The sequence below is a fragment of the Bacteroides sp. MSB163 genome (assembly GCF_036416795.1).
GTDB classification, from domain to species: domain Bacteria; phylum Bacteroidota; class Bacteroidia; order Bacteroidales; family Bacteroidaceae; genus Bacteroides; species Bacteroides maternus.
Map to the genome: position 1 here is coordinate 1929832 of NZ_CP143867.1, position 20331 is coordinate 1950162.

Below are 20331 nucleotides of genomic sequence, written 5' to 3' on the forward strand. Positions count from 1 at the left end.
GCTTTTAATCCTTCCCGTCGGGTTACGGATGCTGCCAGGTCGCGGAAATAGAGTTGCGCTATTTCGGTGCCGTCCGTTTTGCCGGTATTAGTTAGGTCAAAGGTAATGATAATTACTTCATTCCGGGTATATTGAGTGGAGGATAATTGCAGATTACTGTATGCAAATGTTGTATAGGATAAGCCATATCCGAATGGGAAGCGGTCGCCCTGCCATGACTACTGTAACCAGCGGTTTTCCCGTTTCGGACAAACGGTGCGGTTTTCCGTGTATCACATCTCTGCCCTTGCGCGTTTCGGCTTTAAGGTATGGGAAGTTCTCGCAGTGCAATTGGTTCATTTGCCCTATCTTCTCTTCCAGTGTCATCTTTCCGAGGAGTATCCCGATACGCTTTTCTGTCTCTTTATCCGATTTATAATCAGTGGAATAACAGGCGGATGGATGAAGTAGAAGGAAGACTGAAGTTACATAATAAAGGATGTGTCTGAACATATCGGCATGTACGTTTAAAGGTTTAATTATTCTGTGTCCAAATGTACAGAACATACCTTTTCCGATATGACTAGATTTTGCTGTTTAATGATACTATTTTGAAGAGGAGGATTCTGCTGGGATGTACAGGTATTCATCAATTTCAACTACTGATTCACATTGATAAATGATTCCGCCTATCCCTTGTCTGTACGGCAATAAAGACTTGCATTTTCCACACCGTTGCCAAGCCATCAGTCACCCACTTTCAAGGCGGATGAAATGGCCAGTGAATGTGGAAGAAAGGTTCCGGTGAAAGACAGAACCCTCTGCCAGTACCGGAGCCTTTTCACATGCAAGACGTGTCTGTATACCCCGCCCGGAAGTATCTGTAGAGGGGTGCGCAGGGGAGCGGTCATGACAAGCGCTTGTCACCACCCATGACATGCGCTTCTCATCAGCGGTGACAAGCGTATGTCATGACCGCTGACTTGCCGCCGGACTTTTCCGCTTCGTACGGACTCTTGAAAATGTCATCTACCTCCCGCCGAAAGACGCTGACACTTGATAAAATTGCACAATGATAATATCTGACAATAAAGTATGGAAAGGGAATCAGTTACAAGCTACGGGCTACAAGCTACAAGTAGCTGCACTATGTTCCGAAAGGTACTTGTAGCCCGTAGCTTGTAGCTGATTCATATCCGCTCCGCAAATGAACAAATTGCTCTCTGTTCAACTTTCCCTCACCCCTTTTTTAAAGATATGGGATAATCGTAATATAAATACCCGTAATAATGGCCGACGTGATAACCCCGGAAATATTCGCTCCCAAGGCATCTCCCAGAATAAACGAGTCCGGATTATCTTTGCTCACCAGCTTCTGAGCCACCTTTGCCGTAGTGGGTACACAACTGACGGCGGCAATTCCGATCACCGGATTATAATTTCCCTTCTTGATAAAGTACATGATGTATCCACCCATGATGCCGCCGATACCGGAAAGCAATAATGCCACTATACCCAATACCAGCAGTTTCAGAATTTTCGGATCGAGTAACAAGTGCGCGTCACAAAGCACACCCAGCAATACGCCCAGCATAAATGTAGAACCGTAAAGCAGCGGACCACTGACGAAATCATAGATATGCTTCATACCCGATTCACGTACAGCCACTCCCAGGAAGAGGGAGAAGAACAGCGGTGAAGCTACCGGGAACAGGAAACACAGCACCGCACACAGTACAGCCGAGAATGCCAGTTTCACTTTGGCATCATAATTCTTGGGAGCTTTCTTTGAAGTCATCTTGATGGCACGCAGACGTTTCGGAACCAGGAGTTTCACCAGATACGGGTAGCCACCATAGGTCAGTCCGAGATACAGGTAAGCCACTACGGTGATAGGCACAAACAAATGTTTGGCAAGAGCCAGTGACGTGAACAGAACCATAGGACCGTCTGCACCGCCTACCATGGCTACGGAAGCACTTTCCTGCAAGGTCAGTCCCAGAGCCGAAGCTACGGGGATAGTCAGGAAAGTACCCAGTTCGGCGCATAGAGCCAGGAAAAGACTGACGAAAGGTTTCTGCAACAGAAAGCCTACATCCAGCAATGTGCCTATACCCATAAACACAAAGCAAGCTATCAATCCGTTGCTGAAGGTGAGCGTATAGACAGGTTGCAGAAAGTCTATCTGCATCGTATTCATCAGGTCGTCCGTGTCCGAAAGCATCGGGTCGAGAAAGAGGTTGCCCAATGTGCCGTCCGGCATGAAAAGTGTTCCGCAATTGATGGCGACCATACCCAGTCCCATCGGAATCATTACCATAGGTTCGAGCACTCCTTTCCAGCCCAGATATATAAGCAGCAAACCTAAAAGGATTAAAAATACACGGGCTGACGCAAGCAGGTAGCCACTTTCCATCATCGTTCCAAAACCTTGGAACAGGGTCGCGAAATCTATATTTTCCATACTATTTCTTATTTGGTCTTATCGGCTGATTTGCCGGAGTGTTTCTTATTTTTTTGATATAGCATCTCTTCTTGTTGATTCAGGTACATCATGTGTGTATCTTCGGGGTAGTAATAATCTACCAGGTTCGTTTTGGAGACTCCGGTGCTTACCCCGTGGTAATATCCGTGATAGTCGGTAAGTTCCCGGTTTACTCCCCGGCTGAACTCTTCGCGTTTGTCATCGAGAAGTCCGTTATCTTCCATGGGGATGTCCCGTATCATGAGTTCTACCTTCTGGCGCAGTTTGCGCAGACGTCGCAGGCGAAGCAGTTCTTTCTGGTGTGAGCTGTAGAAGTCGAATGAGTCGGCGGCAACGGCAATCATTTTGATGATGAAGGCCACGAAGAAGCCGATCACGAATGTAAGCCCCATCATTTCGAGGGTGGCTATTAATAAATCGAGCATAGTTATCGCATTAATTTAGAAGTGAATAAACAATAGACTGACCAAAGACACGCCAATGGCATACCTCCGGAAAATGGTTGGTAATAAGTAAGGTGGCGGTTTAAATCAGAATATGTTTCAGCTCGTAGACGTAGTATCCGTAAGAATAACGGATAGCGCTGGGGGTGAAAGAAAGACTGGCATTCTGTTCCACCCGTAAATGGGTGGAAAATATACGTTGCATCTGTTCTGCAGATGGATGGATTTTTAGTTTCAGCAGTTTCGAGGGAGCACTGGCCTGATTGTAGAAATTCTCCTGGAAAAGGATACCATTGATTTTACGCTCATTATTTTCATCGTTGAAGAAGGGGCGGTGGGCAATGGTCGAGAAGTAATCGGTTGACATTGAAATGAAACACCCTGTTTGGACAGGAGTGACGGAATCATCCGCCGAGGCTTCGGTAAGCATCCGAAGTGCCGGCTGTTCCTCTTGCAGAATGACGGACATTCCTAATGCGAGGCACATGAATAAGAATATATAGTGCAGATGTTTCATCGTAGCGTCCGCAAACATAACAAATATCTTTGTGTAATGTTGTGTTCCCCTTCAAGAAAATTTTGTTAAATAGAGAACGGTTTCTTTGCGCATGTTCTGCAAATGTGTATATTTGGAATAATATATCTAAATATATCGTAAACCACAATAACTCAAATTCCTATGAGTAGTAACATATTTCTGATTATCGCCGTAGTCACAACTGGTATTTTTGTGATACAGTTTATCCTTTCCATCTTCTTCGGAGACATTGATGCGGATGTAGACGTGGATGCCGACATCAGCAGCATGGTGTCTTTTAAGGGACTGACGCATTTCGGTATCGGTTTCGGCTGGTACATGTATCTGATTGGAAATACTGACATTCAGAGTTATGCCGTTGCCATTCTGATTGGTCTGTTTTTCGTATTTGCCGTGTGGTTTCTCTATAAGAAAGCCTATCAGTTGCAGCAGGTGAATAAGACGGAAAAGACGGAACAGCTTGTAGGGCGCGAATGTACCATCTACTTTAAACAGGGGGATGGCAGATATACCGTACAGGTGAGCCGCGATGGAGCCATGCGCGAGATAGATGTAATATCAGAAGCAAGTAAGTCTTATCAGACGGGCGATAAAACCATAATCATGACTTACAAGGAAGGAACACTGTATATTCAATGAAAACGAAACTCAAAAACATAGATTTATGACACAAGAAATGATGATTATGGCCGCCATACTCGTGGCGGTTATTTTGCTTACCTTCATTGGTATCCTTTCCCGTTACCGGAAATGTAAAAGTGACGAAGTACTGGTAGTATATGGTAAAACGGGCGGTGATAAGAAGTCTGCCAAGTTGTATCATGGTGGTGCCGCGTTTGTATGGCCGATTATTCAGGGGTACGAATTCCTGTCCATGAAGCCGATGCAGATAGACTGTAAACTAACCGGAGCTTTGTCAGCTCAAAATATCCGTGTGGATGTACCGACTACTATTACTGTAGCCATCAGTACCGATGCGGAGGTAATGCAAAATGCCGCTGAACGTATGTTGGGACTGACAATAGATGATAAACAGAATCTGATTACGGATGTTGTGTACGGTCAGATGCGTTTGGTTATTGCCGATATGACGATTGAAGAACTGAACTCCGACCGTGATAAGTTCCTTTCCAAAGTAAAGGATAACATCGATACGGAGCTCCGCAAGTTCGGTTTGTATCTGATGAATATCAATATCAGTGATATCCGTGATGCTGCCAATTATATTGTCAACTTGGGTAAGGAAGCTGAAAGTAAGGCGTTGAATGAGGCTCAGGCAAATATAGAAGAACAGGAGAAACTGGGTGCCATCAAGATTGCCAACCAAATAAAGGAGCGTGAAACGAAAGTTGCCGAAACACGCAAAGACCAGGATATCGCCATTGCCGAGACGAAGAAGTTGCAGGAGATCTCTGTGGCTAATGCGGATAAGGATAGAATCTCACAGGTAGCCATTGCCAATGCTGAAAAAGAATCACAGGTGGCAAAGGCGGAAGCCGAAAAGAATATCAAAATTGAACAGGCCAACACCGAGAAGGAAAGCCGCATCGCCGAACTGAACTCCGACATGGAAATCAAACAGGCAGAAGCCGGAAAGAAAGCAGCTATCGGACGAAATGAAGCTCAGAAAGCTGTGGCACAGTCTGACGCTGAACTGGCTGTGACTCGCGCCAATGCTGACAAGCAGGCCGGTGAAGCTGAAGCACGTTCGGAAGCTGCCGTGCAGACTGCCCGTGAAATAGCACAGAAGGAAGTGGAAGAAGCTAAAGCACGCAAGGTGGAATCTTCTTTGAAGGCAGAAAAGATTGTGCCTGCTGAGGTTGCAAAACAGGAAGCCATTCTTCAGGCTGATGCTGTTGCCGAAAAGATTACCCGTGAGGCTGAAGCTCGTGCAAAGGCTACTCTGGCGCAGGCTGAAGCTGAAGCAAGAGCTATCCAGATGAAACTGGAGGCCGAAGCTGAAGGTAAGAAGAAGTCATTGCTTGCCGAGGCTGAAGGCTTTGAGGCCATGGTACGTGCAGCGGAATCCAACCCGGCTATCGCCATCCAGTACAAGATGGTAGATCAGTGGAAGGAAATTGCCGGAGAACAGGTGAAGGCATTCGAACATATGAACTTAGGAAACATCACTGTATTCGATGGTGGAAACGGAGGTACGAGTAACTTTTTGAGTTCATTGGTGAAGACGGTTGCTCCAAGTCTGGGTGTACTGGATAAGTTGCCTATTGGTGAGACTGTGAAGGGTATCATCCATCCGGAAGGGAAGGAAGACAAGCAGGAAACCAAGAATGAAGAACCGAAGAAAGACGAAAAGAAGAAATAATCAGATCACTTTCTCTGTCATTTAAAAAAGAAGCGAAGGATTCATTTCCCCTTGGAACAGGGGAGGAATTCTTCGCTTTTGCTTAATAGAATAGTTCAGGTCTTTATATTCCCAGTCGTTCTTTCAATAAACGGTAGCCCGTCAGACTGACCCGCAGCTTGGTCCCGTTCTTTAATAACACTTGATAAGTCTCTTTCCCGAATAATTCAACCCGGGATATTTGTGTCACGTTTACAATGGTGGAACGGTGGATACGTACAAAATTGTTTGTCGGCAGATGCCCTTCGAAATACTTCATGGTTTGTTCCTTGATGTATTCGCCTGTTGGGGTAACCAGGGTTGTGTAATCTCCGCATGCTTGGATATAGAGTAGCTCGTTCACTTTGATTATGTGTATACGTGAACCGTCCTTTACCGTAATGCGGTCGATGATTTCCTCTTGTACTTCCGGCTTCTCTTCTTCTTGCGGTGCTATGAATTCTTCTTCCTGTGCTTCGGGATCTTTCACTACTATCAGGTGATACCACAAAATGATAGCGATCCAGGTTGGTACGCCAAACAACAGGCGGAAAGGTATGGTAGAAGCAAAAGAGATATAAGGTATTCCCGCTATTCTTACCATAATGTCACAAATCATGAAGCTGCCCGCAATCCAGAGTAATATTCCTGCTGCGACAGTGATGACCTTTGTCTGGAGTATGGATACGTAACCCACCACAAACCAGGCTAGGTATGCCAGTACTGCAAGCCATCCGATGGTCGTGATTCCGTCTATGATGGCCGGCAGCCAGTCAACTCCGGCATATCCCCACGACAAAGTCGCTTGGATGATTGCCAGAATCAATGCCAGCGCAAGCATCGGAAACCAACGATAAGGGTAATCTATGATTGGATGTGCTCTCATAGGATTAGTCTTTAATTTCTAATCCGCCGAAGGAAATATTTCCGCGGATTATTAATGTACTTTCTTTATTAATATTCGCTCCCTGCCAACGCTTATCCTCGCATCCGCCGGCAAAAGCATTGCATTGGGGTAGAACGTTCCAGTCTGAAGGAATGTACAGTTCTATTCCACTACAGGTACAGTCGATATCGATATAAGTTTCTCCCGGTGCAAGATGTGTGTGGCGCAGATCGATGATAGTTCCCCCGAATGAAGCCCGGATGCTGGCTCCTTTGAACAATTCATCCAGTACGACATGTCGTACAGATCCAAAAGCATTGTCGGAACGCAGGTAGCCGTTTTCCGATTCGCATTGTTGCTCATTGTTTTCCATATCCATGTGTATATGTCCACCTCTTCCTTTAGTCCAGTCCCGGTAATGGCCGTTCATATGGCTTTTCATCCAGCGTTCCCTGCGGTGAGCCTTTACAAAGAACAGGATACCTGCTATAATCAGTGCAATAGGCCAGACGAAGGTTTGTGAATTCTCCGGCAACCATGACAATCCTCCGATCAGGAAGTAGGCTCCTATCAGTGTAAGGATGAGTCCGCTTATATAATGGCGGCGCGTCATTGTATAGATACCTAATACAATAAGAAGACTATTCCAGGATACCACTATGCTGAATAAGTCATATGTAATCCACCCTACGTTACGGGCAAACAGTAATATTCCGGAGATGATGAAGAGCGAAGCTATCAGTGCCTTACCTGATAAACCTGCATGAGGCGGGAAGTTTTGTTTCTTTTCCATTGTTTCTATTGTTATTGATTCATATTCCATTGTTAGGGTTTGATGGCTCAAAGGTAAGCGAATTATTCCTCTCTATATAGCCTTTCCGGCTGATTTCCGGTAGAAAAGCCGATGAGTTCCGGGTATGAATCGGTGAATTCGGACGGTGAAATGGAACTATTTGATAAAAAAACAGCAATATTCTGCAACCAAACTTCATCTTCTTGCGTCTAATAAGTAAATGAATAATAAGAAGAACTATGAAAGTAAATTTATCCATGGATGATATCCGTACGAAAGTAGAAGAGTATATTAAGAAGGCAGGTCGCGCTACCGGTCGCCCCGTACTTACCGCTTATTATGTAATGACTGCCGATACGACTCCCGATAGTGAGCGGACCAATATAATGCTTGCTTTGGTGGCCATTGTGTTTCCTACCAGTATAGAGGATATTCTGGGACAGCTCTTTATGGTGGGTAAAGGATTTGCTGCTGTTTATGCTTATAAAAAGGTGAAGAAATATATCACACCGCAGATAAAGGATAAGGTAGAGGCAAAGCTCGATGAGTGGTTCCATGATAATGTGATGGAGGTGGAGCCGCTTTATCTGGAATAACAGTTTCTTATTTTCAATAGGTATAAAAGGGCATCTGATTGAATCGGATGCCCTTTTTATATCTGTTTCGTTTTATCCTCCATTGCTTGGCAATACCTATTATTTATATTCAGAGTTTGACAATCAAATAATTATTCCTCATGCTGTATAAATCCGATTCTTCTGCATGACTTTTCTTCCGATTTCTTCTTGGTTTGCAGTTCTGCCAATGTCTGATTAATGAGTTCCAACTGCATCCGCGTATTATCATTAATATCGTTATAATCGGCAAGCATTTCTTCTATGTGGTTTTTCAATTTTTTCATTTGCTGTTCTAATTGTCCAACTCTGTCTATCTGTGGAACTACTGTAATCAGTTGTCGCATGGCAACAAAAACATGTACAATCAGAACATTTGTCTGAATGACAATATTGCTTCTTAGTACGCTTGAAAGCATTACTACTCTATGCTTTGTAAGAGTCAGTGGTATAGCGGATTTAGGTCGTTTCATTCGTGATGTCGTCACAAATTGTGATGAGATGGAGTTCTATTCTTCTAATGTAAGTTGAAATATAAAGTCTTTAGGAAAGTGTTCTATGATATTTAAAGCTCTTTCCATTGAGAGTGATTGTTTCTGATCCGTTATATTGCTAGGTGTCATTATCATAGTAGTAGGTGGAAATAGAATATTGGTTTTCTCCCACTTTCTTTATTTCCATTTTTATACGTTTTGTCACTTCGCTGTTTGTCCTGTTGGACTTCTGATTCAATTGTCAGCATTTTAAGTAGGTCATTTGGGGGCAATAATAGGTCAACAATTGCCTAACTTGAGACTAAAACCACTAAAGCAACAGACCCTTAATCGGAGGTTTCCATAAAGAAAAAAAGCTGTATTCTTTATGGAATCAGCCTTTTTCGTGGACCAGCCTGGGCTTGAACCAGGGACCTCCAGATTATGAGTCTGTTGCTCTAACCAACTGAGCTACAAGTCCGGTGTTATCCTCATCAGATAGCGGGCACAAAAATAGTATATTCAATTGAAATATGCAAACCTTTCGGGCAAAATATACTGTTTATTGCTTTGTTTTTAGAACTTATACGTACGTTTGGGGTTCTTGGGGAACCAACCTTTCTTTACGCGATCTTCTTGTTCAAAGACCTCCTTGATGGTCCAGAACGAAGAGAAAGCAAATACGCCTAAGAGGGACGCAATCAGGATATTTTCTACGCAAAGCGAGGCCACAACGCCACCGATGCCCAATACAAGAAAAATCCACCAGCACTTGGTACCCCAATAATACTCGGCTTTCACTACCACAGGATGAAACAATCCGATGATAAGAAATGTACAAATGCCGATGAACAGTCCCGAAAGATGATATTCGTTTAAGAATTCCATAAATTATCTGTTATTTCTCCGGGCAAATAGGAATTTCCTTCTTGATACTTTGCTCCAGTGAAATCAACGTTTCGGTAGCGGTTACACCCGGAATTTCTTGCATTTTGTTATTCAACAAGTCCATCAGATGCTCGTTATCGCGTGCATATACTTTCGTCAGCATCGTGTAAGGGCCTGTAGTGAAGTGGCATTCCACGATTTCCGGTATTTTCTCCATTTCGGCAACCACTGATTTGTACATGGAACCTTTTTCTAGCTTGATACCTACATACGTGCAGGTTCTGTAGCCCAGGGATTTGGGGTTCACATGATAACCGGAGCCGACAATGACGCCTAAATCTATCAAACGTTGCACACGTTGATGAATGGCAGCACGTGATACGCCACACTCAGCAGCTACATCTTTGAAAGGAATGCGGGCATTCTGAGAAATGATTTCCAGAATCTGCCGGTCAAGATTGTCTATTTTTTCCATAATATCAATTTGTGTAAGTTCTTGTTTTTATCAAATAGTAAGCAAATATAGGACTTTATTTTAATTTCTCTATAAAAAAGGAGGAAAAAATAGGGAAAGAGTAAAAAAGAAGCGGGCGAAGCAGATGTTTTTGTTTACATCCGTTTCGTCCGCTAAGTCTGTACCGTTAAAGAAAAAATCTTCGACTGATACTTATTTTTCGATGCTAACGAGCTCTACCTCGAAGATCAGGGTAGAGAACGGTTTGATCTGACCGCCGGTTTCTCTGCCACCGTAACCCAGTTCCTGCGGAATATAAAGTTCCCACTTAGAACCTACAGGCATCATTGTGAGGGCTTCTGTCCAGCCTTTGATAACTTGGTTGGCACGGAAAGTAGCAGGTTCGTTGCGCTTGTAAGAGCTGTCGAATTCAGTACCGTCAATCAAAGTACCCTTGTAGTTTACTTTCACTTTGCTGGTGTCAGCTGGAATCTCACCTGTACCTTTGGTGATGATTTTGTATTGCAGACCGCTCGGAGTAGTTACAACACCTTCTTTACCTTTGTTTTCAGCAAGGAATTTTTCACCGGCAGCTTTGTTGTCAGCGTATTTAGCAGCTGAAGCTTTTTCCTTGATGGCTTCCATACCGTCGCGCATGTAAGCTGTTGCAGCTTCTTTGGTCATAACGTTGCTCTTGTCTGTGATACCTGCGATGAAACCTGCCAACAGGTTTTCACGGCTGATAGTCTGAGTAGAGTCGCCACCGAAGATTTGTTGGTTGAAGCCTTCTACCCATTGTTTGCCTACCATCTGGCCAATTTGCATACCGGTCATGTAAGCAACGTCTTTCTTGCTGGTTTTAGCAGCGCCTTCGTTGAAACCTTTGATGAATTCAGCCATCTGAGTAGTGTCAACGCCTTGTTGCATCAGGTACTGAGTCAGACCTTCCGTACGAGCCATACCGATGGCGTAAGACAATGAGTCAACATCTGTTTTCAGATTTGCTTTCGGGCTTTGTGCAGTACAGGAAGCTAAACCTGCGCCTACTGCAAGAGCCATGATAAATGTTACTTTTTTCATTTTGCTTTTACTGTTTATTTTTATTTTTGGGATAATATTTCAAGTAGTTCCACTTCAAAAATCAATGTGCTGTGAGGCGGTATCATTTCGCCTGCACCTTGTGCGCCATAGGCTAGATCGGAAGGAATATAAAGTTTCCACTTGGCACCTTCGGGCATCAACTGAAGCGCTTCCACCCAGCCGGGGATAACCTGGTTCACGCCGAATACAGCGGGTTGTCCTCGTTTGATAGAACTGTCGAACAGGGTTCCGTCAATCAGTGTGCCTTCGTAGTGGCATTTCACCTGGTCGGTGGCTTTTGCATAAGTACCTACCTTGCCTTCGTTGATGACTTCGTATTGCAGACCGCTTGGCAAAGTAATCACATTAGGGCGTTTTTTGTTTTCTTCCAGGAACTGTACGCCTTGCTCTATGCTGGCTGCATTCATTTTCTCTTCCAGTTCTGCGAAGTATTTGTTTACTATATCGCGTGCCTCTGCGTGTGAGATGGCGGTTTTGTTTCCTTCCAGTATGTCTTTGATAGCTTGTGCAAAGTCATCTACTTCGATGCCTTTTGCACCCATACTTAATAAATTTTGACCTATTCCGAGGCCGATAGCGTAACTGAATTTATCCATATATCTTTGGGGTTGAGACTGAAAGTATTATCTCTTTCAATCAGTTGCAAAATTACAAGTCGCAAAAGTAAGTGTTTTATTTGAATGATTTATGTTTTTAGGTTTTAAATTTTCTTATATCTGTGGCAACTTCGGCAATCTTCTGTATTTTTGTAGAAAAGAAACTGCTATAAATAGAAAGGAGATTTTGGAATGAAGAAGAATTTAGTGATTTTATCCGGTGCAGGTATGAGTGCCGAGAGTGGTATCAGTACGTTTCGGGATGCAGGCGGATTGTGGGACAAATATCCGGTGATGCAGGTAGCCAGCGCCGAAGGATATGTGCGCGATCCGGAGCTGGTGATAAACTTTTATAACGAGCGCCGTAAGCAGTTGCTTGATGTGGAGCCCAATGCAGGGCACATCGGACTTGCCGAGCTGGAGAAGGACTTCAATGTGACGGTGGTTACGCAGAATGTGGATAATCTGCACGAGCGTGCCGGGAGCACGCGCATCATTCATCTGCATGGTGAACTGACGAAGGTGTGTTCCAGTCGCGACCCTTATAATCCTCGCTACGTAAAGGAGTTGAAACCGGAAGAATATGAGGTGAAGATGGGTGACAAGGCGGGCGACGGTTCGCAGTTGCGTCCGTTTATTGTTTGGTTTGGTGAGGCGGTGCCGGAGATAGAAACGGCTGTCGACTATGTGGAGAAAGCGGATATCTTTGTGATTATAGGTACTTCGATGAATGTATATCCGGCAGCGGGACTGCTGAACTATGTTCCGCGAACAGCAGAGGTTTATCTGATTGATCCTAAACCGGTGGATACGCACTCCATGAGGCGGATACATATCATTCAGAAAGGCGCTTCGGAAGGGGTGAAGGAACTGAAGAAAGAGATTCTTCGTTAACTGCCACTACTATAGCGAACTACAAGCGATACTTTTGCCGTGTTGTGCCATCGAATTGGCACGCTTTTGCCATCGAATTGGCACAACTGTGCCATAGGCATGGCAAGACTTTGCCAAACCTATGGCAAAAGCATGCCAAGCCTATGGCAAGCAATCGTCTGTTATTGGGTGGAAAGTATGGGCTGTGCTTGCAAAGTTTTATTTCTTCAATACCGCTCGCACCACAAACCACGCATGGTGTGCCACAGTACTTATCAGTCCGTAGTGCTGTGCCATAATCCGGAAGCGTTCCCGCAGGGAAGCCTTTTGGTTCTGCGTCGTCATACCTTCTTCCAGATAATCGATAAGCGTGAGATGCGTGTTATGCAGCGTTCGCGCTTTTTTCATGATGCGGATGCACCAGTCGAAGTCGGCGGAGAAGCGGTATCGCATATCGTATGGTACCGCCAGGCTTCGTTTGGCGAAGAATGCCTGATGGCAAACGAGCATACCTTGCCTGAAACTCTTCCATGTCAGCACTTCGGGGGCGGAGAGGCGGCGCATACGGAGGAAATGCCTTTCTTTATCTACTAAAGCAGTTTCGCCATATAGTACGTCCGGCAGTTCGCCGATTCCTAAAGTATGCACCATTTGTTGCAGAGTGTCGTCTTCATGGAAACTGTCTCCGGCATTCAGGAAACAGAGATAGTCGCCCGTTGCTAGGTGGATGCCTTTGTTCATGGCGTCATACAGTCCTTTGTCAGGTTCGCTGATAAGTAGGGTGATGCGGTCGCGATATCTTTCGGCAATGGCGAGGGTGCGGTCTTTGGATGCACCGTCTATGATGATGTACTCTACGTGGTGGTAGGTTTGGGAGATAACGCTTTGTATCGTGTCTTCCAATACGGCCTCGGCATTGTAGGTCACGGTGATGATGCTGAACTTGGGTGTGGGACGGTTATGCATGTCTTCCGGTTATTTTGTTATAAACGTCGATGTATCTCTTGGCAATGGCGCTTTCCGAATAATGGGAAACGGCTTTCCGGTAGGCTTGTTCGGAGAGCGTGGCGTATTCGGGTTCGGTCAGTATCCAGTAAATGCCGTTGGCAAAGTCTTCGGCTGATTTGTATTGTGCCACGTAGCCGTTGTGCAGGTGGTCTATCATTTCCGGTATGCCGCCTACGTTGAATCCTACGCAGGGGATGCCGCAGGACATGGCTTCCATAATGGTATTCGGCAGGTTCTCTTCCAGCGATGAGGTGACAAAGAGGTCGACGGCGTTGTAGATATCTACCAACTGATGTTCATTGCTGACGAAGTCGAGCGGATAAACCTTAAAAGGCAACATATTCTGTAACTGTTGCGACTGGTTGCCAAAGGCCACTACACCCAGTTGGTCCTTCATTTCCGGATGCTTCTCTGCCAAGAGTTTGCAGGCTTTAATCATATATTCCACTCCCTTCCGGGTATCCATTATCTTCACCGAACCGAACAGAATCAGTTTGCTGTCTTGCGGAAGTCTGCATTTCTCCCGTGCAGCTTTTTTGCTATGCGGCTTGAAGAGATTGGTGTTGATAGGATTGGGGATATTGGTAATGGTATGTCTGCTGAAGAGGGCACTCTTCCGGGCGCGTTCTTCCAGCCAGTGGCTACAGGCTACAAAGTTGATATGACGGCCTTCGTATAGCTTCTGCTTTTTGAGGAAGATGCGGTGGGAGAGGTCTTTCTTCCGGCTTCCGTTGTGGATGAAGGGGCAATGATGACACTCCTCTTCGTAATGTGTACATCCGCCGGAGTAGTGGCAGATGCCGGTACAGGGCCACATATCGTGCATGGTCCAGACTACGGGCTTACCCGAAGCCAGAATTTTTTCGATATTCTTTAAAGAAAGCATCCCCTGATTGATCCAATGGAGATGTATAACGTCCGCTTGCTGAAACTCCGGTAAGTTGGTAATGTCCGTGCCGGTGTTGGCAATGTCTACGGCGAAGAGGTGGTTTCTGTTGAAATGGTTGGCTTTCCAGATAACGATTCGCTCCCATACGAACTTCCATACCATGCGCAGGTTGTGGGGCAACTCCACTACGGTGATCTGTTCGGTCTGTTTGTCGCGCACCAATAGCTTGGCTTTGATGCCGTTATTCTTGAGGGCTTCCATGAGGCGGCTTGCAGCTACGGCGGGGCCGCCTATCTTTTCTGTTGTATTGATAAGTAGTATTCTCATTGTGTTACCTTTCTTCTGATTAAGTTTTGGTAGAGATTGAGATATTGCTTTGCAACGACTTCACCGGAGTATTTCCTGAATACTTCGCTTCGCATATTTTCTTTGGAGATGGCTGTCCGGGCTTCGGATATTCCCCATCGGATGCCTTCTGCCAGGCTGTCGGCAGAGAGATAGTCGGCCAGGAAGCCGTTCTCTTTGTGGCGGATGATGTCGGCCTGTCCGCTGTTGCCAAAAGAAACCGGAATGCAACCACAGGCTTGGGCCTCGATCAGAGTCTGGCCGAATGTTTCATAGAAAGAGGCGGATACGGTGACGTCTGCGGCGGAATATAGTTGCGAGAGTTTGTTTGTATCGCCTATTCGTCCCAGATAGGTGTAGCTGACGGGGATGGAGTTGAGAAGTTTCTCCGGATATTTGATTTTGCCGAATAGTGCCAGGTGAAGTTTTTCCTGTGGGAATTGCTTCTTTTCAATCAATAACCGGATGGCCTGGAGCAGATATTCCACTCCTTTGATCGGATCGTCGATGCGGGCGGCTCCGAACAGAATGATATGTTTATCGGGCAGGGACAGTTCCTTTCGGGACAGTTCTTTGTCCATCATCCGGAAATCGGTGGGCGAGAGTGTATTAGGGATCACGGATACAGGTTTCTCTTTAAGTAGGGCACTTTGCTGTATTTGTGAGGAAAGCCATGTGCTGACTGCAACGATATTCAAGGGGCTGGCATGACTGAATAGTTTTTGTTTCTTCTTGAATACCCGGTGCGCCAGATCGTTTTTGCCAGGGAAGCGTAGGAAACGGCAGTTTCTGCATTCGCTTTTGAAGAGGGTGCAGGTGTGGGCATGGTGGCAGATGGCGGTACATTCCCACATATCGTGCAGGGTCCAGACAACGGGCTTGCCCGATTCGAAGATTTCCTGTATATTGTTTAGTGAAAGCATTCCCTGGTTTATCCAGTGGAGGTGTATGATGTCGGCTTCCCGGAAGGCAGGCAGTTTGGTGACGTTGAAGCCTGTATTGGCTATGGAGACGGTAAAGAGATTCTTCCGGCTGAAGAGGTTATTTGTCCAGATAACCAGTCTTTCCCAGAGGAAAGTGCATTTCTTTTGCCAGTCTTTGCCCACAGGGATCACCTGTTCCGATTGGCTTTCCTTATGCAGGACGAGCATCTTCACGTCTGTTCCCGCTGTATGGAGCGATTCCATCAGGCGCCTGGCAGCGATGGCGGCTCCGCCTGTTTTCTCGGACGTATTGATTATAAGTACTCTCATGTTGCGGAATGTTTTGGCAAAAGTACAGCTTTTACCGCTTTCTATCCACAAATTCGTGGTTTTTTTAGCCAGTAAACGCTAAAGTGTCTATCTTTGCAGAGGAACAAATTAGCTACAAGTTACAGGCTACGAGCTACGAGTGGCTGCGCTGCCATACCGAATAGTACTCATCGCTTGTAGCCTGTAGCTCGTAACTTTATGATGATATGGGAGAAAAAGGTTTGAAATGGTTGGAACAGCTTTGGCAGTGCTTCCTCAGTATAGTGAAAATCCTGTTGCAGTCCAAGTGGCGCACGCGCTTGCCGTCTTCTTTCAGTAATCCGGATGAATTGCTGATATTGGCTAACGGCCCTTCGCTGAACCGCACGGTAGAAGATTCGGCGGATTTCATCAAGGGAAAAACCTTGTTGGCAGTGAACTTCTGTGTAAGCTCTCCTATGTTCGAGCGTCTCCGCCCTGAACTTTATCTGATTGCAGACCCACTGTTCTGGATCGTTCCCGAGAAGCGTATACAGCTTTTCAAGACAATGGCCGAGAAGACTACCTGGGACATGAACTTCTTTGTCCCCGCCCGTGCCCTGAAGAATAAGGAATGGCGACCCTTACTGGCGGGTAATCCCCACATCAAGCTCTATATTTATAATACAACGCCTATCGAAGGTTTCCAGGGTTTCTGCAATTGGATATTCCGCAAAGGCTGGGGCGTTCCCCGTCCGCATAACGTACTGATACCTTCTATCGCTATGGGACTGCGCCTGTCTTTCAAAAAAATCTATTTGGCAGGTGCCGACCACTCCTGGTTGCCGGAAATCACCGTAACGGAAGACAACGTAGTACTGATGCACCAAAAGCACTTCTACGATCAGAATAAATCGCAGGCCGACACCGTGAAACAGGAAAACTTGAACAGTGCCCGGCTCCATACCATTCTTTATCACATGCACGTAGCCTTCAAGTCCTACTTTATACTCGAAGCCTACGCACGCCGGTTGGGTAAGGAAATTATCAATGTCACTCCCGGCTCTTATATCGACGCTTTTAAACGGATGAAATTATGAAAGATGGAATAATCATTCAGGCACGCACCGGTTCTACCCGGCTGCACAACAAGATTCTGCTCCCCTTCTATGGCGAACAGCGCATCATTGACATTCTGATAGCCAACATCAAACGGGCTTGTCCGGACAAATGTATTGTGCTTGCCACTACCAGCCGTGCGCAGGATGACGTGCTTGCCGAAGTAGCCCGTCAGGCGGGTATCCTCAGTTTCCGTGGCGACGAGGACAATGTACTCGACCGCTTTATCCGTGCTGCCGAAGTTTTCGGTATCAACCGCTTTATCCGTGTTTGTTCGGACAATCCGTTTCTTCGTCCCGAAACTTTCAACACCTTCTTTGCCGAACACAATTTCTGTCCGGCAGATTATATTGCCTATGGCTTTGCCGATGGACGTCCTACCATCAAATCCCATTTGGGCTTATATTCCGAGTTGACAACGATTGATGCCCTGCGTCGTGCCGCCGTTTCTACGCAAGAGAAACTCTACATCGAGCATGTCACTATCTATCTCTATACGCATCCCGAAAAATTCAAGGTGCGTCTGCTTCCGTTGCCCGCTGAGTTGGAAGGCCGTTTCGATCTTCGTTTCACTCTCGATACGATGGAAGACTTCACCTTGTTACAGGAACTTTATGCCACCTTCCATGAGAAGACCGACCGTAGTGTGCATGCCCTGTTGCAACTGGTGCAATCGCATCCTGAATATCGTGCCAGAATGTTGGAGAATATTGCAAGAAATGAAAAATAGTCCATGTATACCTTCTACCGCCGTGCAGCCAAGTGTAATTCGTAATTTATAATTCGTAAATGAATAGTACTTATATAATAGGAGAAATCGGACAGAACCATAACGGTTCCGTCGATATAGCCAAACTGATTGTAGACCTGGTGTCCCGTCCTGTTCGTGAAGAAGTGTTCAATATAGAACTTCGTCCGATGGATGCGGTGAAATTGACTAAACGAGATTTGAATGAAGAACTGACGGACTCACAGATGAACCGTCCGTATGATTCCCCCCATTCTTTCGGACGTACCTACGGTGAGCATCGTGCTTTTCTGGAGCTGACGGATGAGGAGCACTTCGAAGTGTATAAGCACGCCAAGTCTTTAGGGCTTGATTTCGTGGAAACACTTTGCTCCAAAGGCTGCCTCTCTTTGCTGAAACTCTTCACGCCCGACCGTCTGAAAGTGGCAAGCCGGGATCTTACCAACCTGCCGTTGCTGGAAGTGATGGCTGAAACCAAGATACCCATCATTCTGTCTACCGGTATGGCAGGCAGGAAAGAACTGGATGATGCTTTGGAGGTGATTACCCGTTATCATAACAACATTTCTATCTTGCATTGTGTATCCCAGTATCCTACCCAGCCTGATAATCTGAATCTGAAGACTATCACCTATCTGAAACAGCACTATGGGCAGTATTGCATCGGCTTCTCCGACCATACCATCGGTATTGCCGCCCCTATCGTTGCTGTGGGTATGGGTGCGGAAATCATAGAGAAGCATGTCACCATCGACCGCCGTATGAAGGGAACTGATCAGCAAGGTTCTCTTGGCCCCGACGGTGTGAACCGCATGATACGTGATATCCGTATTGCCGAACGTTGGCTGGGGAAAGAAGAACTGTATATCGACTCTTCCGTTGCCTCGGCAAAGGTGAAACTGGAGCGTTCCATTGCAACGAATAAGACGCTGCATCCGGGAGATATTGTTACTGAACAGGATATCCATCTGTTGAGTCCCGGTGATGGCTTTAAGTGGGCAGACCGTGCGAAAGTGGTAGGGCATAAAGTACTGAAAGAAATTCCCCGGAATGAGATTATCTATCCGGATGTCATCCGATAATTTATGAAACTCTTAGGTATAGTCATCTTATATTATCCGGATGATGCGGTAGTAAAGAATATCGCTACCTATCTTGCTCAACTGGATGGATTGATGTTGTGGGATAATACCCCGGTAGCCGATTGCAGGGAGCTGGATTTGGATTCTTTGGGAGATGGGAGAGGGAAAATCATTCAGGATGGTTGTGGTGAAAATCTGGGCATTGGTTCTGCGCTGAATAAGGCGGTGGCGTATGCCCGTGCAAATGGATTTACGCATCTGCTGACCTTGGATCAGGATAGCTGTTTCGGTGGGCGGAACTTCGAAAGCTACCTTCGGGCGATCCGTAACTATGGTGAGGACAAGGCTGCCATTTTCTCTACCAATTATTTCATTAAATCCCAGCAAACCACCATGTATCCGCCAACGGACTCTGTGGATGAAGTGTATTCGGCAATGACTTCGGGAAGTATATATCCGGTTAGCCTGTTCGATACTTTGGGTGACTTTATGGAATCCCTCTTTGTCTGGGGAGTGGATTGTGAGTTTTGTTGGAGGGCTAAAAGGAAAGATATTCCCGTTTTATGCTTCAAGAATATTCTGCTGACCCACGATTTGGGTTATCAGAAGAAGAAAAGGCGTTTGCTGGGAAAAGAAGTATTTCCTAATGAATATGGTCCGGCCCGTTCCTACTATAATGTGCGCAATGGTATTCTCCTGCATCGTCTGTATCCTGAAGCATTGAATTTGAAGTCGCATTTGCGCTATCATTTTTATAAGCGTGTGGTTTTTATCATACTGTATGAGCGGCAGAAGTTCAGTAAGTTGTGGGCATTGCTGTGTGGCTATCGCGATGGGCTGAGGGGAAAGAGCGGGAAGTGGAAATAAATGATTGTATCATCTGAATAAAAAAAACTATGTTACCAAAGTTAGTGATTACCGATATTGATGGTGTGTGGACTGATGGTGGAATGTATTATACCGAACAGGGCGATGTGATGAAACGCTTCTCCGTGAAAGACGGCTGGGGAGTTATTTTCCTTCGCAAGCTGAATATACCTGTAGCCATTATGACGGGTGAGAATACGCAGATTGTTCAGAAACGTGCTGATAAGCTGAAGATAGATTACTGCTATCTGGGGGTGAAAGATAAAGTGGCACAGGCGGAAGAACTGTGTCGTGAGTTGGGCATTACGTTACAGGATGTTGCTTTCATCGGTGATGATGTGAACGACTTGGCTCTGATCCGTAAGGTTGGATTCAGCGCTTCCCCCAGTAATACACCGGATTATGTGAAACGTGAGGTCGATTACGTCACTGCACAGCATGGGGGCTTTGGTGCCTTTCGTGAGTTTGTGGAGAAACTGCTTTCTGATAATGGGATGCTTGAAGGGGTGCTTCAGCAGTTCCTATCCTGAGGTTTTTCCCCTACTTTGTAGACCTTGATTTCCCAGAAAGAGGTAGATGTCGTATAAGTACACATTAC

Annotated in this window: 23 protein-coding genes, 1 tRNA gene and 1 pseudogene; 9 read left to right on the forward strand and 16 right to left on the reverse strand. The window is 45.7% G+C overall.

Features of this window, described 5'->3' with window-relative positions; translation table 11 throughout:
* Positions 1–17: 17 nt before the first annotated feature.
* The 5 genes and pseudogenes from VYM24_RS25385 to VYM24_RS06630 form a co-directional block, all read right to left on the reverse strand.
* Positions 18–200: pseudogene (locus VYM24_RS25385) on the reverse strand (hypothetical protein); the annotation flags it as partial.
* Positions 154–492, reverse strand: a complete 339-nt coding sequence (locus VYM24_RS06615; protein ID WP_299093622.1) for a hypothetical protein — start codon at positions 490–492, stop codon at positions 154–156. The gene VYM24_RS06615 and the pseudogene VYM24_RS25385, both read right to left, overlap by 47 nt.
* Before the next feature lie 736 nt (positions 493–1228).
* Positions 1229–2443 (reverse strand): sodium ion-translocating decarboxylase subunit beta, encoded by a 1215-nt coding sequence (locus VYM24_RS06620; protein WP_009130245.1) that lies wholly within the window; start codon positions 2441–2443, stop codon positions 1229–1231.
* Positions 2444–2451: 8 nt separating this feature from the next.
* Positions 2452–2889: a hypothetical protein gene (locus VYM24_RS06625; protein WP_044268524.1), complete on the reverse strand. Its 438-nt coding sequence runs from the start codon at positions 2887–2889 to the stop codon at positions 2452–2454.
* A gap of 100 nt (positions 2890–2989) precedes the next feature.
* On the reverse strand, positions 2990–3442 hold the full coding sequence (locus VYM24_RS06630; protein WP_044268521.1) for a hypothetical protein: 453 nt from the start codon (positions 3440–3442) through the stop codon (positions 2990–2992).
* A gap of 144 nt (positions 3443–3586) precedes the next feature.
* Between VYM24_RS06630 and VYM24_RS06635 the strand changes: the two genes are divergently transcribed.
* Complete coding sequence (locus tag VYM24_RS06635) at positions 3587–4084, forward strand: hypothetical protein (protein WP_217712958.1); 498 nt, start codon at positions 3587–3589, stop codon at positions 4082–4084.
* 25 nt (positions 4085–4109) lie between these two features.
* Positions 4110–5768 (forward strand): flotillin family protein, encoded by a 1659-nt coding sequence (locus VYM24_RS06640; RefSeq protein ID WP_044268515.1) that lies wholly within the window; start codon positions 4110–4112, stop codon positions 5766–5768.
* 103 nt (positions 5769–5871) lie between these two features.
* Here the strand turns inward: VYM24_RS06640 and VYM24_RS06645 are convergent, their stop codons facing one another.
* The gene (locus VYM24_RS06645) at positions 5872–6672 is read right to left on the reverse strand and encodes a LytTR family DNA-binding domain-containing protein (protein ID WP_330941810.1); all 801 of its coding nucleotides are present in this window, start codon (positions 6670–6672) and stop codon (positions 5872–5874) included.
* A gap of 4 nt (positions 6673–6676) precedes the next feature.
* The gene (locus tag VYM24_RS06650; RefSeq protein ID WP_044268630.1) at positions 6677–7465 is read right to left on the reverse strand and encodes a LiaF transmembrane domain-containing protein; all 789 of its coding nucleotides are present in this window, start codon (positions 7463–7465) and stop codon (positions 6677–6679) included.
* A 239-nt stretch (positions 7466–7704) separates the two neighbouring features.
* On the opposite strand from VYM24_RS06650, the gene VYM24_RS06655 reads away from it, so the two are divergent.
* Positions 7705–8061, forward strand: a complete 357-nt coding sequence (locus VYM24_RS06655) for a hypothetical protein (RefSeq protein WP_330941811.1) — start codon at positions 7705–7707, stop codon at positions 8059–8061.
* Between the two features lie 131 nt (positions 8062–8192).
* On the opposite strand, the gene VYM24_RS06660 is transcribed toward VYM24_RS06655, so the two are convergent.
* From VYM24_RS06660 to bamJ (VYM24_RS06685), 6 genes are all read right to left on the reverse strand, one after another.
* Positions 8193–8552 carry a hypothetical protein gene (locus tag VYM24_RS06660; protein ID WP_299093613.1) on the reverse strand — a complete coding sequence of 120 codons (360 nt, stop codon included), beginning with the start codon at positions 8550–8552 and terminating at the stop codon, positions 8193–8195.
* Between the two features lie 407 nt (positions 8553–8959).
* Positions 8960–9033: transfer RNA gene (locus tag VYM24_RS06665), tRNA-Ile, on the reverse strand.
* Positions 9034–9128: 95 nt separating this feature from the next.
* Positions 9129–9440, reverse strand: coding sequence for a DUF4491 family protein (locus VYM24_RS06670; RefSeq protein ID WP_007211684.1), 312 nt, complete (start codon positions 9438–9440; stop codon positions 9129–9131).
* A gap of 10 nt (positions 9441–9450) precedes the next feature.
* Complete coding sequence (locus VYM24_RS06675; RefSeq protein ID WP_007211685.1) at positions 9451–9915, reverse strand: Lrp/AsnC family transcriptional regulator; 465 nt, start codon at positions 9913–9915, stop codon at positions 9451–9453.
* 192 nt (positions 9916–10107) lie between these two features.
* Positions 10108–10974, reverse strand: a complete 867-nt coding sequence (bamJ, locus tag VYM24_RS06680) for a BamJ family beta-barrel-assembly machinery protein (protein WP_217716510.1) — start codon at positions 10972–10974, stop codon at positions 10108–10110.
* A gap of 20 nt (positions 10975–10994) precedes the next feature.
* Positions 10995–11591 carry a BamJ family beta-barrel-assembly machinery protein gene (gene bamJ, locus VYM24_RS06685; RefSeq protein ID WP_259028745.1) on the reverse strand — a complete coding sequence of 199 codons (597 nt, stop codon included), beginning with the start codon at positions 11589–11591 and terminating at the stop codon, positions 10995–10997.
* Between the two features lie 192 nt (positions 11592–11783).
* Here bamJ (VYM24_RS06685) and VYM24_RS06690 point away from each other — a divergent pair, with 192 nt between their 5' ends.
* Entirely contained in the window at positions 11784–12485 is a 702-nt protein-coding gene (locus VYM24_RS06690; protein WP_291550394.1) for an SIR2 family NAD-dependent protein deacylase, read from the forward strand.
* 198 nt (positions 12486–12683) lie between these two features.
* Here VYM24_RS06690 and VYM24_RS06695 read toward each other — a convergent pair whose 3' ends face one another.
* From VYM24_RS06695 to VYM24_RS06705, 3 genes are read right to left on the reverse strand one after another with little or no spacing between them, the layout of a single operon-like run.
* Positions 12684–13430, reverse strand: a complete 747-nt coding sequence (locus tag VYM24_RS06695) for a glycosyltransferase family 2 protein (protein WP_291550393.1) — start codon at positions 13428–13430, stop codon at positions 12684–12686.
* Positions 13423–14688: a glycosyltransferase family 4 protein gene (locus tag VYM24_RS06700; RefSeq protein ID WP_291550392.1), complete on the reverse strand. Its 1266-nt coding sequence runs from the start codon at positions 14686–14688 to the stop codon at positions 13423–13425. Before VYM24_RS06700 ends, VYM24_RS06695 begins: the two co-directional genes overlap by 8 nt.
* Positions 14685–15959, reverse strand: a complete 1275-nt coding sequence (locus VYM24_RS06705; RefSeq protein WP_330941812.1) for a glycosyltransferase — start codon at positions 15957–15959, stop codon at positions 14685–14687. Before VYM24_RS06705 ends, VYM24_RS06700 begins: the two co-directional genes overlap by 4 nt.
* 206 nt (positions 15960–16165) lie before the next feature.
* Here VYM24_RS06705 and VYM24_RS06710 point away from each other — a divergent pair, with 206 nt between their 5' ends.
* The 5 genes from VYM24_RS06710 to VYM24_RS06730 are packed head-to-tail and all read left to right on the forward strand — an operon-like array spanning position 16166 to position 20263.
* Positions 16166–17017, forward strand: a complete 852-nt coding sequence (locus tag VYM24_RS06710; RefSeq protein WP_330941813.1) for a hypothetical protein — start codon at positions 16166–16168, stop codon at positions 17015–17017.
* Positions 17014–17766, forward strand: a complete 753-nt coding sequence (locus VYM24_RS06715; protein WP_291550387.1) for a cytidylyltransferase domain-containing protein — start codon at positions 17014–17016, stop codon at positions 17764–17766. Before VYM24_RS06710 ends, VYM24_RS06715 begins: the two co-directional genes overlap by 4 nt.
* Before the next feature lie 59 nt (positions 17767–17825).
* Positions 17826–18866, forward strand: coding sequence for an N-acetylneuraminate synthase family protein (locus tag VYM24_RS06720; RefSeq protein WP_291550385.1), 1041 nt, complete (start codon positions 17826–17828; stop codon positions 18864–18866).
* Positions 18867–18869: 3 nt separating this feature from the next.
* Positions 18870–19733, forward strand: coding sequence for a glycosyltransferase family protein (locus tag VYM24_RS06725; RefSeq protein WP_330941814.1), 864 nt, complete (start codon positions 18870–18872; stop codon positions 19731–19733).
* 29 nt (positions 19734–19762) lie between these two features.
* Positions 19763–20263, forward strand: a complete 501-nt coding sequence (locus VYM24_RS06730) for a KdsC family phosphatase (RefSeq protein ID WP_330941815.1) — start codon at positions 19763–19765, stop codon at positions 20261–20263.
* The last annotated feature ends 68 nt before the right edge of the window (positions 20264–20331 follow it).